The organism is Metabacillus sp. YM-086, assembly GCF_048059995.1.
Lineage (GTDB): Bacteria > Bacillota > Bacilli > Bacillales > Bacillaceae > Metabacillus > Metabacillus litoralis_B.
On record NZ_JBLUOI010000013.1, the window covers coordinates 31,870 to 47,296 of the forward strand.

The window sequence follows — 15,427 nt, forward strand, 5'->3', positions numbered from 1 at the left end:
CTGTCTCGATACTCCCAGTATCGGGACTTATCTTGGGCTTCCCACTCTTTTGTTGTCTCGATACTCCTAGTATCGGGACTTATCTTGGGCTTCCCACTCTTTTGTTGTCTCGATACTCCCAGAATCGGAACAAATATTGAGATATGGACCGAGAGTTGCCCATATTTAAAGAAAACTAAAAAAGCAGCCAGCTTATGCTGGCTGCTTTCTTAACTATTTCCCAATAAACTGCTGAGTCCAATAGTTACCTTCTGCTACATATCCTACTCCAATGTGAGTAAAGTTTGAGCTTAAGATGTTTGCACGGTGGCCTGAGCTGTTCATCCACGCATTCACAACTTCTTGTGGGGTGCGTTGGCCTTTGGCAATGTTTTCGCCTGCTGTACGGTATGTTACACCGAATTTCTTCATCATATCAAATGGTGAACCGTACGTTGGGCTTGTATGTGAAAAGTAGTTATTTTTTTGCATGTCTAATGATTTTTCACGGGCTACTTTGCCTAGTGTTAAATCAACTTTTAATGCTGGTAGACCTTGTTTGGCACGCTCTTGGTTTGTTAAATCTACTACTTGCTGCTCGTATTGGCTAAGCTGATAGCTTGCTTGCTCCGTCGTTTGTTCTGTTTGAGCTGGATGTTGTGTAGTAGGTTTTTGGGTTGCCGGCTCTTGTGTTGCTGGCTGTTCAGTTGTAGGTTTTTGAGCGACCGGCTCTTGAGTTTTCGGCTGTTCAGCTGTTGGCTGCTGCTCTACTTTTGTTGGTTCTTCTTTAGTTGTTGTTTCAGGTTGTTGTGTTGGTTGTTGAATTTTCACATTGCTAAAATACTTTTGCAGCAGAGCATTAATGCGCTCCATATCTACATGACCAGATTGATAATAGTAAACGTTTGTTTGTGTTGTGTTTGAAGCCGCATCAGCTTTATCAACGATTGGATTTGCCATTAATAATGCTGCACCTGCTACGACTGACAATATGATTTTCTTTTTCATATGTTTCATCCTCCCTTATCAACTGCTTGCTGACGAACATATCGTATCATGCGTTTTTTTGTCATAATTAAGGAAGGATTTAACAGTGATAGATTTTATACTTTTTTAATAGGTTAAAGGTCATATCATTTTTCAAACTCTATTAGGTGTTTCATAGATAAAATAGAATCTTCGTTTACTATGAATAATTTCCTATAAATATTTAAAAATTGGTTTATACACCAAATTTTTGTCCTTAAAATCCTGTTGACAGGTTTTTGAAAACAGTTAGGATATTACATTTATATCTGATGTGTTACAAAGGTTAAGTTTATTTCAACATCAAAAAAGACCCGAAAGAATCGGGTCTCTCTCTTCTTATCCTTTTTTCTGTACTAAACCAAGAATCATTTCTCTGATAATTTTACTCGCTGTGTTTGCTGTTTGCTCTGAGTGGTCATAGATTGGCGCAACCTCAACTAAATCTGAGCCAACAACACGTACATCTGAATTAGCAATTTCATGAATGGATGCTAAAAGTTCTTTTGATGTGATACCACCAGCATCAACTGTACCTGTCCCCGGCGCATGTGCAGGATCAAGGACATCAATATCAATTGTTAAGTAAACCGGACGACCTGCAAGTGTTGGTAAAACTTCTTTTAACGGCTCAAGTACTTCAAACTTTGAGATGTGCATGCCCACTTCCTTTGCCCAACGGAATTCTTCCTTCATCCCAGAACGAATTCCGAAAGAATAAACATTAGTTGGTCCGATGTGATCTGCAATTTTTTTGATCGGCGTTGAATGTGATAAAGGCTCACCTTCATAATCATCACGAAGATCTGTATGTGCATCAAAATGAATAATCGCAAGATCTGGATATTTTTTGTACATAGCCTTCATAACGGGCCAAGAAACTAAGTGCTCTCCACCCATGCCTAGTGGGTATTTTCCGTCCGCAAGCAACTTGTCGATATATTCCTCAATCATCTCAATGCTCTTTTGTGGGTTCCCGAAAGGCAGTGGAATATCACCAGCATCGAAATATTTTACTTCTTCAAGCTCTTTATCTAAATATGGGCTGTATTCTTCAAGACCGATTGATACTTCACGAATACGAGAAGGGCCGAAACGAGAGCCGGGGCGATAGCTTACTGTCCAGTCCATTGGCATCCCGTAAATAACCGCTTCACTTTCTTCATAGCTTGGATGACTTTTAATAAAAACATTACCTGAATAGGCTTCATCAAATTTCATTGAGTTTTTCCTCCGTTCTTAAAAAAGTGAGGCTTTACCCTCACTTGGTCTTTTTTATTTAATTAAGTCACTAACAAACTTCGGTAATACAAAGCATGCTTTGTGAAGTTCTTTTGTGTAGTATTTTGTTTCAATCTCATGGAAGCGATCTTCACTTACTTCAAGTGGATCGTATTTTTTCGAACCAATTGTGAATGTCCATAATCCACTTGGATATGTTGGAATGTTTGCTGTATATAAACGTGTGATTGGGAAAATTTCTTTTACATCACGTTGAACATTTGTAATTAACTCCGGTGTGAACCAAGGGTTGTCCGTTTGAGCAACGAAAACACCATCTTCTTTTAGTGCTTTTGAAATACCTGCGTAGAAGCCTTTTGTAAATAAGTTTACTGCAGGTCCCATTGGCTCTGTAGAATCAACCATAATAACGTCGTATTCATTTTCGCTTTCAGCAATATGCATAAAGCCGTCGCCAACTTTTACCTCTACACGTGGGTCATCAAGTTTTCCTGCAATTTCAGGAAGGAATTTTTTTGAGTACTCTATTACTTTTCCATCGATATCAACAAGTGTTGCTTTTTTCACTTGCGGGTGCTTAAGAACTTCGCGAATTACGCCACCGTCTCCACCACCAACAACTAGTACGTTCTCAGGGTTTGGGTGCGTAAATAAAGGAACATGCGCCACCATTTCGTGGTAGACAAATTCGTCCTTTTGCGACGTCATAACCATTCCATCAAGGAAAAGCATGTTGCCGAACTCTTCTGTTTCAACCATTTCTAAGTATTGAAAATCTGTTTGCTCTGTATGTAACGTTTGCTTCACTTTTAATGTAATCCCAAAATTCTTCGTTTGCTTCTCTGTGTACCATAATTCACTCATGTAAACCCATCCTTTCAAATTGGGACAAGGGGACAGGTTCCACGTCCCATTTTTATGGGACACAGAACCTGTCCCCTTGTCCCTTTTATCTTAACCGGTGGAGTCTATCGACATCCGGAAAAATTTTCTTTCAAACTATAGATGAAAATAGCAGATATTGAGGAAAAAATCTATGACTTTTTATCAAAATGTTTAAAAAGTCGAAAAAAATCCCATAATGGCTAACAGTATGCTCATTCGAAAATCAATACTTGTAGAGGAGGTGAGCATGATGGATGTGATTACACCGAAGCGAATTAAAATCACATTAAAGACATTACGTGCCATAACATTTATTAGTTTGTTATTACTCGTCTTTCTTTCGACAGTTATTTTAAGTATTGTTTTATATGCAAAATGGCAAGGACCTCCTTCTTTATCCGTTCCACAATCAACGATTATTTATGCAAATGACGGATCAAAAATAGGAGAATTACATAATGGACAAAAACGATATTGGGTTAATCTTGATGATATTTCTCAACATGTTATAAACGCAACTATATCCATTGAGGATCAAAGCTTTTATGAACATAACGGATTTGACTATAAACGGATAGCTGGTGCAGCTTTAGCTGATTTAAAAGCAATGGCAAAGGTCCAGGGAGCAAGTACCATTACCCAGCAATATGCGCGAAATCTTTTTCTAAAGCATGAAAAAACATGGCAACGAAAAGCAAACGAGGCTCTCTATACGATTAGGCTGGAGCAAAATTATAGTAAGGATCATATATTAGAAGGTTATTTAAATACAATTTATTATGGTCATGGTGTTTACGGTATTCAGGCGGCAGCAAATTATTATTTTGGTAAAGACGCAAGTGAACTAACACTTCCTGAAGCTGCTTTACTTGCCGGTATTCCGAAAGGACCTAATTTATACTCTCCTTATGTGAACCGCGAAAAAGCCGAAGAAAGACAGCATGTTATTTTACATACGATGCAAAATGAAGGCTATCTTACCGAGGAGCAATTACAAGAGGCCTTGTCAACGGAACTCGTTTATAAAACAAAGACAGAAAAAATTGAAAAAGGATTTGCAGGTTATTTTCAGGATGCGGCCATGAGTGAGCTTTCAGATAAGCTAGATTTAGACGTTCAGGCCGTACAAACACAAGGCTTAAAGATTTATACAACATTAGATGTGAACATGCAGAAAAAAGCCGAGGAAATTGTAGCAGAAACCATATCTAAGAAATCTGACATCCAAACAGGGATGGTTGCGATTGATCCTAAAACAGGCTATGTTAAAGCATTAATCGGTGGACGTAATTATGAAGAAAGTCCATTTAATCGTGCCATTCAAGCAAAAAGGCAGCCCGGTTCAACCATTAAGCCTTTGCTCTATTACTCAGCGATCATGAAAGGCTTCACTCCGGCAACAGAAATGAAAAGTGAGCCAACCTCTTTTTCCTATGACGATGGAAAAGCAACCTATAAGCCGAGTAATTACAACGACTATTATGCCAATGACTTTATTACGATGCTACAGGCAATTGCCCTGTCTGATAATGTTTTTGCTGTAAAAACTCATATGTTTATCGGCATGGAGGAACTAATCAAAACAGGAGAATTAATGGGCCTTTCAACAAAAATTAAGAAAAATCCATCTGCAGCATTAGGAACATCACCTGTTCGTCTCGTAGATATTGTAAATGCATATGGAATTCTCGGTAACGGCGGCAAAAAAATTGAACCAACCTTTATTACAAAAATTGAAGATGCACAAGGTGAGGTCATTTACAAAGCGGACCGTGAGAAAGAACAAGTCCTTAATGAGCAAGCTGCTTTCGTTACGACTCATATGATGAAAGGTATGTTTGATTCTTCCATTAATGATTACACATCTGTCACTGGACACAGCATTGCTGATTCCTTAACAAGAGATTATGCCGGAAAATCTGGTACAACCTCAACAGACAGCTGGATGATCGGAATGGCCCCACAACTCGTCACAGGTGTGTGGACAGGTTATGATAAAGGTAAAACCATCGATCTTGTTCAAGAACGTAGCTACGCAAAAACGATTTGGTCCACCTTTATGGAAGAAGCACTCGACAAGCAGTCTGTGAAAGCTTTCCGCCCACCTGATGGAGTAGTTGGCGTGTATATTAATCCAGCAAATGGAAAGCTCGCAACAGAGGACTGCCCCGTTCGCAGATTAACCTACTTTATTGCAGGCACTGAGCCTACTCAATATTGCGAAGAACATATTGATGATTTGGATGGATCGGAAGAAGAACAGAAGCCTGAGGAACAGAAAAAAGAAGGCTGGTTTGATAAGTACTTTAAGTGGTGGGATTAGATGAAATGAAATTAGATAGCTTCAGCAAAACTGAGGGAATCAAAACAAATAAAAAACCCCGAGCAAACAAGTCGCTCAGGGTTTTTTATGTCCTAGTTTTATAACTGTATATCTAGTCTACTAATTTTCCCAGTGAACCACAAGAATTTACTTATTTGTTCACGTAATTTTCACACTTTGGACAAATTTATTGAGCCGTGTTCAAATCGTCCTTTAACTTTTGCTCAGAATTCTCCCACATATTTGGGTCATGTTTTTTCAGAAAATCTGTAAGAATTTCTTTTGAACGGTCATCCATGTGATCAACAATGATATGGCGTTTGATCGATTTATCCATACGGTTTACATGCTCTGGAAGTGATTTGTATCCTCTTCTGATGCTGCGATCGACTGTCATTTCACAGGCTGTTACTCCTGCATAATAAGGACCTTCTGTTTTGCGGTCAATCGTCACCCAAACTAACCAATATGGCTTACCATTTGGTACTTCTTCTTTCGTTTTAAGAAACTTGATTCCCTTTTCCACGACACTCCTTGCATGCATCGCGCCAATATCAACAAAGGCTTCTCCTTCCTCGATATCTACAAAAACTGGCGAAACATTATCAAGGCTCAGCGCTCCAACTCCGTAGCCGCCATGACCGTCTGTTGGGTCACTTTTTATGATATTAAAGCCAATGCTTTTTTTCTTTTTTTCTTCCATATTGGACCTCCTAACTTGTTTTTACAATAAAGGACTAAGCAAAAAGTGGAATGTGTTCATCACAATTGCTCTTCCTACTTCAAATATTGGTTGAATAATATACGCATCTAATGGTGTAATCACAAGGATTAAGAAAATAATGATTCCATAGCTCTCATACTGTGTCATCTTTGAGCGGATATGTGTTGGTGCTAAATCTTCGATAATTCTGTATCCATCCAGTGGTGGAAACGGAAGCAAATTAAAAATAAATAAAATTACATTAAGAGACACAAAGATATTAAAAAACTGTTCAAGGCTTGTTACCATATTGTCTGGCAATGCAGAAACAGCATTCGTTGTTAATAATATATACCAAATAGCTGTTCCTATAAAAGCAAGCACCAAGTTACTTAACGGACCAGCGATGGAAACCAACACACCTGCCAGGCGTGGACGTTTGAAAAAGTAACGATTTACCGGAACAGGTCTTGCCCAACCGAATCCTGCTATAAAAATAAGGATCGTACCAAATGGATCTAAATGGGCCAGTGGATTTAGTGTTAATCTCCCCTGCCGCTCTGCCGTCGGATCACCGAATTTATAAGCCACATAGGCATGAGCAAATTCATGAAGAGTAAAGGCCACCATAAGTGTAATGATTACATATGGAAACACTTCTAACGGAAACGCTAAAAAGCTACTAAAGTCGTTCATTTTTAACCCCTTTGGTTTTTAAAGTATGTAAAGATCACTCTATTATATGAAGGATCTTGAGGATTCATTATTCTTCTAGCTTAACATGTAACATACTAGATGTTCGACTAAAGTATACTATATTTCTCCACAAATGAAAAAAGAGGAACCCGTAAGAAAAGCGCAAGCGCCTTGGTCAGCCCCGACATGCATAAGACGATTTGGAATAGAAGGCGCTCTTTGCCTTATATTCCAAATTGGCTTATGACCTCGAGGGGCTAGGCGCTGGAGCTAGACACTATAACTACGTACAAAACTTTATACTTTCTTACCTTTTAAAAAAACCGCCAAAAAGATTAATTTTTGACGGCCTCATTTTTCACAAGGTTTTTGATCAATTTAATATATTCATATGCATCAGCGATTTCTTCTTCCGTATAGCGCTGCTTGCTTTTTAGCGTAAATACTTTTTCCTTCACTTCTTCTTCTGTTAGTCCTTCAAAGTATAATACAGTTGAGACTAACTCTAAAAAGCGGGAACTTTGTTCATTTAAATTTAGCATACATTCCTTAAACTGCGGCATGTCCAGGTCATAGTGTCCGAGAAATTCACTTCCTGTATCTGTTAAGGAATATCTGTATTGAAAATATCCACCCTTTTTTTCATGAACTTCCTCTAAAAAGCCCAGGTTGCAAAGCTCTTCAATTCGTAAAGTAAGTTCTTCTGAATATGGTCCGTAAAAGTGGAAATTGTATTTTTCATAAAAAGGCAGATCAATCTTTTTTGCAATATAAATCATTTTTTGCAGTTTTTTCCGACCAATGATTTCCCCAGCAGATGAGATAACCTTCATCAGCTTTGCATGTTCTTTCATCAATGCCCCGTCATCTCCTAACTCTTTCTTTGTTTCATCGTTAAAAAAATTTATGTTTAGTCTCAAGATGAGGACGTGATCATTCCTCTTTCTTTTTATCTAAGTTCAGTAACTCAAGAATCTTCTTCTTAGCAGCTTTTTTCGTTGAAAAGTCTTCTAATAGATCCAATGGAAAATATAATTTATGGTCCGTTCTTCTTTTTCCAGAAATAGCATCCACAATCTCTGATTCTCTTGATAATTCTCGCAAATCACCGTTAGACATTAATAAATGAATAGGTAACCGTTCCTCTTCTTCACCTGGACGGTAAAAATCATAAGGCAGATCTGATGAGGAATCTACAACAAGGTAGTATTCCGGATCAATTCCAGCCTTTTTAAATAGAGTTGTAAGCTCCATTAGTGTCATCATTTGGACATTTGGATTGAACTCCACATATTTAAAGAGCTGACGGTTCATAAAACGACAGCATAAATCACGTAAAATATGATCATCTTCATCTTGCCAAGCTTGGAAATAATACAAAATAATGGATTCATCCAGCTTTAAGTAGTCCTGAAGAGTTAACTCTTCTTCAAATAAGGAATAAAAATGAATAGGATCATGTTTGAAGGTATAAAACTCTTGGTGGAGTTGTTTTGCACGATGAAGGATTTTGGTTAAAATCACTTCAGCACTGCGAGTAACCGGGTGAAAATACACCTGCCAATACATTTGATATCGGCTCATAATGTAATCTTCAACGGCATGCATACCACTGCTTTTAATGACAACCTGATCCTCACGCGGTCTCATTACCCGTAAAATCCGTTCCATATCAAAGTGGCCATAGCTAACACCAGTGTAATAAGCATCACGTTGCAGATAATCCATACGATCAGCATCAATCTGGCTAGATATTAAACTAACAACCTGTTTCTTTTCATAGGTTTTGGCAATAACCTCTGCGACCTTTTTAGGAAAATCTTCTTCCACTTCTTTTAACACTGAGTTTACCTCAGTATCTCCTAGTATAATCGCCTGAGTAAAATCTTCATGATCAAGATGGAATACCTTTTCAAATGAGTGAGAAAACGGACCATGACCTAAATCATGTAATAAAGCCGCACAAAGACATAACAGCCTTTCTTCATCATCCCATTCCGGTCTTCCTTTAAAAACATCATCAACGATTCTGCGCACAATCTCATAAACACCTAATGAATGGTTAAATCGACTATGCTCAGCACCATGAAAGGTTAGATAGGTTGTCCCTAATTGACGTATTCTTCTTAAACGCTGAAATTCCTTCGTACCGATCAGATCCCAAATGAGCTTATCACGTACATGAATATAGCGGTGAACGGGATCCTTAAATACCTTTTCTTCAGACAACTTTCTATTTTTCATTGTCTTCCACTTCCGTTCTAACTTAATCACTAATACCTAATCTTTCTCTCATCACTACATCATCTATTATATCGGGTTCCATTCGACAATCCCACCCATAATTCGGAAATCTGTTCGACAAACTTCGGGAAGTGACAGGCACCACCCAAACCCGGTCTCCAAACAAAAACATCACCATGCATCTAACACAAGGTGATGTTATTTTCCCAATTTCTTCTCGATCTTTTCGATGAGTTCGTCTTCTGTTGGTGCAGCTAGCGGACGGTTGTTAACAAAGGCGAATGCTTTTTTTCTGCCTGGTCCACAGTAAGATTGACATGCAATGTCTATTGTAGCTTCTGAATCTATTTTTTTTAATTTTGGTATGAGTGTTTTAATGTTTGTTGCTTGACAATCATCACAAATTCGAAATTCATTTGCCATCGATTATCCAGTCCCTTCTATTCGAACGGTACAATTCTACCGTTTTTTCACTAAGAGACATTTTACCTTGATTCGACCTGTGATGCAAGTACGCTGAAGCTAGGCTCTTGTTATATTTCATTTCCTCCTACGGTTGCATTTTCCATTTCATTTCATAAACATGAGTAAAAATGGTTATAGTAGATTATAAAAATGAAAGATATTCACCAATTTTCACAGCAATTTACAGGGATCTTTATTTGTTTTTGAAAAAATCTACTATCCTCTTAAAGAAAATTGTATAAATCGTGTCATTCTTGTCCATGCTTAGTAACAGTTAATAGTAAACAATATTTATTTAATATAGGGAGTTGGACATTTATGAAACAAAGACAAGACGCATGGTCAGAAGAGAATGATTTATTACTAGCGGAAACAGTTTTACGACATGTTCGTGAAGGCAGCACACAATTAAATGCATTTGAAGAAGTTGGAGATAAGTTAAATCGTACATCTGCTGCATGTGGGTTCCGCTGGAATGCTGTTGTTCGTCACGACTATGAAAAAGCATTGCAACTAGCGAAAAAGCAACGTAAACAAAGAATGAGAGCTTTAGGAAAAGGACAACCTGTTAAAAAGCAATTACTTTATACACCAGATGCTCCTTCAGGAGAAGTAGAAGATTTCGATGAACAAGAAGAGCAATCAATGATGTCAATGTCTGCTTTAGAAAGCCATATGGCAGAGGTAATGCCTGCAGATGAAGATGTATCAACATCATTTACAAAACAAGCACAACCAGCACCAGTAAAACAACCTGTTGCCACCTACCAAGCTCAAGCTACTACTAATAGATTAACAATGGATCAAGTTATTGCATTCTTGCAGTCTTATAAAACAAGCAGCGTTCAATCAGAAGCATTAAAAAGTGAAAACCTTCGTTTAAAGCGTGAAGTTCAGGAGCTTTCTTCACAAAATGATGAACTACAAAAGAAAGTGAACAGATTAGAGCAAGACACTGTTACCGTTCAAGAAGACTATGAAACATTAATGAAAATTATGAACCGCGCGAGAAAACTTGTTCTATTTGATGAAGAAGATCGCACAGTGCCAACTACATTTAAAATGGATCGCAATGGAAATTTAGAGAAAATGGCTGAATAATTCTAGTTGAAGACGTGATAACCACGTCTTTTTACATTTTATAACAACTTTCATGAAACTCTATTGAATCTTCATTCGTATATAGTGATCATATCAAGTGAAAAGGTTGGTCTAACATGGAAAATCAAAATTGGCTGCAATCAGAATTAAAGATCATTGAAAAATGGGAACAAGATCAAAAAGGAATTTGGTTTTGGGAGCGAATTGGTCGCCTTCCTTTTAAGCTATTAGATAAAATCACTCCAGCTTTTATTCAAAAAAAGATTGGTGTTCTTTTAGATGAACTAGGACAATTTGTCCAAACAGGTGGACAATATTTAACACAGGAAAAACTTGTGTTAGGAAAGCTGAGAAAGAAGGCTAGTAACGAAGCTTTAACACTTACCGACATTTCCACTCTTCCTCTCCAAACAATGGATGAAGTAGGCGCAGAGTTAAAGTCAAACCGAAGCAAGCTTGCGACCATTCAAGGAGCAACAACAGGGGTTGGCGGAATTTTCACCCTTGCCATTGATATTCCCGTTCTGCTAGGTCTTTCCTTAAAAACGCTTCAAGAAATAGCGATCACATATGGATATGATCCAAGCAAACGTGAGGAACGGATTTTCATTGTAAAATGCCTTCAATTTTCTTCTGCCGATATTGTTGGAAAACAGGCGATATTAAATGAATTATCATCATTCTACAAACGAAGTGAAAGCACAAATAATGAAATGATTTCACAGCTTCAAGGTTGGCGTGAGGTTGTTTACACTTACCGAGATCAATTTGGGTGGAAAAAACTACTTCAAATGGTTCCAATCGCAGGTATCGTATTCGGGGCACTAACAAATCGCTCTATGATTCACGATTTATCAGAAACAGCGATTATGTTGTACCGGAAAAGAAGAATACTAGAAAAACTAGATGCATACGAAAAAGAGTTAGCTGAGTAATTCAGCTAACTCTTAAATACTTTTTCATTGCGATCGATCATTCGCACCAAATTTTGCTGAAAAAGCAGCTGTTCATCCACTGTAAGAGAAGATGAAATTAGCTCCTGACTATGCTCCTTCAAGGTGATAAGCAATTCATATAGCATCTTTTCAACTGTCAGCTCTACCTGAAGTAAATCACTAAGTGATGACATCGTTTCCGGTTTAATCACTGGAAACGTGAACTTCGTTTGTTCATTTCTTAAAGAAAGCTCATAAAACTGACGAATAAGGTCAGCTCTTTCTTCACCGCTCCCTGTTACACAAAGATAAATTTGAACTGCAACTCCACCACGCAGTCTTCTTTGTGATATTCCTGCAAATTTCTTTCCGTTTATACTTAAATCATAGCTACCAGGACAATAAGAGCCAACAATTTCACGTGCTTCAATATTGGCATCGTATTTTTTCAGCATCAGTTTAATTAAATCAAGCATCGCATCATAGCCACGATCAATATCAATTCCTTTTTCACTATCAGGAAAAATAAGCGATATATTTAATACATCCTTATCTAATACAACCGCAAGGCCACCGGAGTTTCGAACAATCACATGATAACCGTGGTTTTTGAGAAATTGTAAACCTTCCTCTAAATATGGAAGCTTGGTATCTTGTATTCCCAGCACAATCGTTTGATGATGCACCCACGTTCTCACCGTTGCTGGTGACTCATTCTTTCCAACACTTGCACACAAAGTGTCGTCAATTGCAAACGAGTGCTTCGCATCAAATTGAGGTCCCAGGCTTGATTGATCAATGATCCGCCATTGTGGCTGATGGATTAAAGAGGAAGGTAATAGATTGGTCATGAAGAATTACTCCTTAAAACAGTTTCGTTCATTCATTATACCACTATTATTCTTCATTCTATCCTCATTTTCATTTCCAAATCTAAATCCCGTTATTCACCTCTACTTGTTCTTCTGAGGCTCCTTCTATCAATCTTCGTTTTTTTAACGCAACTAAGCTAATCATCTCAAATGCTACCGCTGATGCCAGTGCAGCAGTAATTTCACCATGATCATAGGCAGGAAGCACTTCCACAAGATCAAATCCAACTAAATTAAGACCATCAAGTGCTCTCACATATTCTAATGCTTCGTGACTCGTTGGACCGGCAACCTCAGGGGTACCAGTTCCAGGCGCATAAGCAGGGTCGACAAAATCAATATCAAAGGTTACAAAAACAGGACGATCTTTTCCTACTCGTTCATGAATACGACGAATAACCTCGTCCTGACCAAGCTTTCTTGTTTCACTCATCGTGATTACCTCAAAGCCCAGATCTTTAGCATCCTGGATATCACTTGGACCATATAAAGGACCTCGCATGCCGATTTGAATAGAATGATCAACATCAAGTAATCCTTCTTCAACCGCCCGACGGAATGGTGTTCCATGTGTGTATTTTTCTCCATAATAATGATCCCACGTATCACCATGTGAATCAAAATGAACCAATGCAACCGGGCCATATTTTTCATGAAAAGCACGTAAATTTCCTAATGAAATAGAGTGGTCTCCTCCTAAAATAATCGGCACAATTCCTTTATCTAAAATTGGCTTTAAGCCTTGCTGCATTCGGTCATACGTTCTTAGCACATTACCTGGAACAATATCGATATCTCCGTAATCCACACCAGAGCAATAATCAAAGATATTAATATCCTGATCAGGATTATAAGGTCTTAGTAAAACAGAAAAATTACGAATATGCTGCGGGCCGTAGCGTGTTCCCACGCGGTTTGTTGCCGCTGTATCAAAAGGTACTCCAACCACAACAAAATCAACAGAATCAGTTGTTGGAAGATGCTCTAATCTCATAAATGTTCGGATACCAGAAAAACGAGGTGATTGGGAAGAATCTTTTGGTTGATACATTGTGAATCGACTCCTTTTTATCATTAATTTTTAATGAGTACAAAAATAAAAAAGCATGACATTATCTGTCATGCAAAATCCGTGCCACCTATTAATCTATATGATATTTTTTCAGCTTTCTCACTGCGGTTGGTTGACTAATTCCCAGCTTTTCAGCGATTTTTGTAGTAGTGATAAATTTTTCCTTTGCTTGTAGAAATACCTTTTCCTCAACTTTTTCTAAAATGTCCTTTAACGAGGTACTTTCTAAATGATAAACAATGTCAGAATTGCTTTCTGATCGGTACAATTCTGGCAAATTATCTACGGAGATTAACTGACTTGGAGTGGTTACAACGAGCCGCTCTAATAAATTCATTAACTCGCGAACATTGCCCTTCCATTTATGGTTGATCAGATGCTCCATGACGGCATCGTCCAATTCTCTTGTTCGATGATATTTTTGAGAAAAATAATCTAAAAAATAATAGATCAGTGGAACAAGATCCCCGCTTCTTTCCTGTAAAGATGGCACATGAATCGGTACAACATTTAACCGAAAATATAAATCTTCTCGAAATAACTTTTGCTCGACCAACTCTTGGAGATGTTGATTTGTTGCAGCAAGCAACCGGAAATCAACTTTTCTTAACTTTGTGCCACCAACACGGTAAAACTGCTTTTCTTGAATTAGTTTTAATAGCTTTACTTGATTTTCAAGAGAAAGTTCGCCTACTTCATCTAGAAAAAGCGTTCCTCCTTCTGCAAGCTCTGCTAGCCCCATTTTTCCGCTTCTACTTGCACCCGTAAAGGATCCAGCTTCATAGCCAAAGAACTCCGCTTCAAACAAGGATTGTGGAATGGCCCCGCAATTCACCTCAATAAATGGCTTTTTCTTTCGCGGGCTTAAGTTATGTATGTATTTGGCAATTAGTGATTTACCAACACCGGACTCCCCTAACAATAAAACATTCACATCAACATCTGATACCTGCTTTGCCATTTGCAGCGTCATTTTCATTTTTTTATCCTCGGCAATTAAGCCATCTGCAGACAGCTGTTCCCTCTTTAACGATTGAATCTCGTCTTTCACACGCGTCATTTCATCTTCCATTTTTGATAAATAGCTTTTCATCGTTAATAATTCCGTTACGTCATGTGAGTAGCTAACAACACGGTGAATGTCACCACTTTTGTCCACAACAGGTATACCAGTAACCAAGAGCTTTTTCCCTTTATTCGTGCTTTGAACAATTGTTACTTTTTCTTTTTTCTTCAACACAATCGGGGTGATAGCTGGAGAAAATACACCTTCACTTTCCAACTCATAAACTGTGCGTCCAATTAGCTGTTCATAAGGAATTTGATAGATTTCTGCTGTAGCTTGTGTGGCGCGCAGAATAACACCTTGTTCGGTTGTGACGAGCAAATCATCTTTTAGAGAATTCAATATTTCCTCTGCATCAGTAGTTGTGCCCACTGCTTCCTTCATCGTATCACCACCTCTTTTGGATTATTCATCTATGTATAGTATATTCATTTTTGAATAGTCAGTCTATTTGTTTTTCGTGGAATGGTTGGCTTAATTAATACTATGAGTAACTTGGCAGTGCATTTTATGGTGGAAACTGAAGTGATTTGCTAGTTCGATAGATATACAGGAGCTATTTTATGATGGAGATCGTGTGGGATGGTCCTGGGTGACTCTGACTTTCTTAGTATTGGGTTGGAGGCCGGATGTTTTGTTTTTTTCTTGTCTTGATTTTCCTGTTATCGGGACTCATTCGGGCGCTTTGGACTCTTTCTTGTCTCGATTCTCCTAGTATCGGGACTCATTCGGGCGCTTTTCGCTTTTTATTGTCTCGATTCTCCTAGTATCGGGACTCATTCGGACGCTTTTCGCTCTTTCTTGTCTCGATTCTCCTA

General features: G+C 38.2%; 14 protein-coding genes. 3 read left to right on the forward strand and 11 right to left on the reverse strand.

Going from position 1 to position 15,427, the window contains the following annotated elements:
- Window positions 1-213: 213 nt before the first annotated feature.
- The 3 genes from ACEWK1_RS08095 to speE form a co-directional block, all read right to left on the reverse strand.
- Window positions 214-987 (reverse strand): CAP domain-containing protein, encoded by a 774-nt coding sequence (locus ACEWK1_RS08095; RefSeq protein ID WP_416635924.1) that lies wholly within the window; start codon window positions 985-987, stop codon window positions 214-216.
- Between the two features lie 357 nt (window positions 988-1,344).
- Entirely contained in the window at window positions 1,345-2,226 is an 882-nt protein-coding gene (speB, locus tag ACEWK1_RS08100) for an agmatinase (protein ID WP_212135367.1), read from the reverse strand.
- Window positions 2,227-2,280: 54 nt separating this feature from the next.
- Window positions 2,281-3,111 carry a spermidine synthase gene (gene speE, locus ACEWK1_RS08105; protein WP_121663930.1) on the reverse strand — a complete coding sequence of 277 codons (831 nt, stop codon included), beginning with the start codon at window positions 3,109-3,111 and terminating at the stop codon, window positions 2,281-2,283.
- 271 nt (window positions 3,112-3,382) lie between these two features.
- Between speE and ACEWK1_RS08110 the strand changes: the two genes are divergently transcribed.
- Window positions 3,383-5,455, forward strand: a complete 2,073-nt coding sequence (locus ACEWK1_RS08110) for a transglycosylase domain-containing protein (RefSeq protein WP_416635926.1) — start codon at window positions 3,383-3,385, stop codon at window positions 5,453-5,455.
- Between the two features lie 187 nt (window positions 5,456-5,642).
- Here the strand turns inward: ACEWK1_RS08110 and ACEWK1_RS08115 are convergent, their stop codons facing one another.
- The 5 genes from ACEWK1_RS08115 to ACEWK1_RS08135 form a co-directional block, all read right to left on the reverse strand.
- A complete protein-coding gene (locus ACEWK1_RS08115) occupies window positions 5,643-6,158 on the reverse strand; it encodes a YwhD family protein (RefSeq protein ID WP_416635928.1) in 516 nt (171 codons plus the stop codon).
- Window positions 6,159-6,179: 21 nt separating this feature from the next.
- On the reverse strand, window positions 6,180-6,854 hold the full coding sequence (locus ACEWK1_RS08120; protein WP_098795391.1) for a site-2 protease family protein: 675 nt from the start codon (window positions 6,852-6,854) through the stop codon (window positions 6,180-6,182).
- Window positions 6,855-7,189: 335 nt separating this feature from the next.
- The gene (locus ACEWK1_RS08125) at window positions 7,190-7,711 is read right to left on the reverse strand and encodes a YwgA family protein (protein WP_416635929.1); all 522 of its coding nucleotides are present in this window, start codon (window positions 7,709-7,711) and stop codon (window positions 7,190-7,192) included.
- Window positions 7,712-7,787: 76 nt separating this feature from the next.
- Window positions 7,788-9,098: an HD domain-containing protein gene (locus ACEWK1_RS08130; protein ID WP_416635931.1), complete on the reverse strand. Its 1,311-nt coding sequence runs from the start codon at window positions 9,096-9,098 to the stop codon at window positions 7,788-7,790.
- A 198-nt stretch (window positions 9,099-9,296) separates the two neighbouring features.
- The gene (locus tag ACEWK1_RS08135) at window positions 9,297-9,521 is read right to left on the reverse strand and encodes a DUF1450 domain-containing protein (RefSeq protein WP_121663935.1); all 225 of its coding nucleotides are present in this window, start codon (window positions 9,519-9,521) and stop codon (window positions 9,297-9,299) included.
- 360 nt (window positions 9,522-9,881) lie between these two features.
- Between ACEWK1_RS08135 and ACEWK1_RS08140 the strand changes: the two genes are divergently transcribed.
- A complete protein-coding gene (locus tag ACEWK1_RS08140; RefSeq protein ID WP_416635932.1) occupies window positions 9,882-10,664 on the forward strand; it encodes an RsfA family transcriptional regulator in 783 nt (260 codons plus the stop codon).
- 116 nt (window positions 10,665-10,780) lie between these two features.
- Window positions 10,781-11,599, forward strand: coding sequence for an EcsC family protein (locus ACEWK1_RS08145; RefSeq protein ID WP_416635933.1), 819 nt, complete (start codon window positions 10,781-10,783; stop codon window positions 11,597-11,599).
- 5 nt (window positions 11,600-11,604) lie between these two features.
- Here the strand turns inward: ACEWK1_RS08145 and ACEWK1_RS08150 are convergent, their stop codons facing one another.
- The 3 genes from ACEWK1_RS08150 to ACEWK1_RS08160 all read right to left on the reverse strand — a co-directional run bounded on the left by ACEWK1_RS08150 (window position 11,605) and on the right by ACEWK1_RS08160 (window position 14,993).
- A complete protein-coding gene (locus ACEWK1_RS08150) occupies window positions 11,605-12,450 on the reverse strand; it encodes a lipoate--protein ligase family protein (protein WP_247346735.1) in 846 nt (281 codons plus the stop codon).
- A gap of 82 nt (window positions 12,451-12,532) precedes the next feature.
- Window positions 12,533-13,522: an agmatinase gene (gene speB, locus ACEWK1_RS08155; protein ID WP_212135356.1), complete on the reverse strand. Its 990-nt coding sequence runs from the start codon at window positions 13,520-13,522 to the stop codon at window positions 12,533-12,535.
- A 91-nt stretch (window positions 13,523-13,613) separates the two neighbouring features.
- Window positions 13,614-14,993, reverse strand: coding sequence for a sigma-54 interaction domain-containing protein (locus ACEWK1_RS08160; RefSeq protein WP_212135354.1), 1,380 nt, complete (start codon window positions 14,991-14,993; stop codon window positions 13,614-13,616).
- Window positions 14,994-15,427 lie beyond the last annotated feature (434 nt).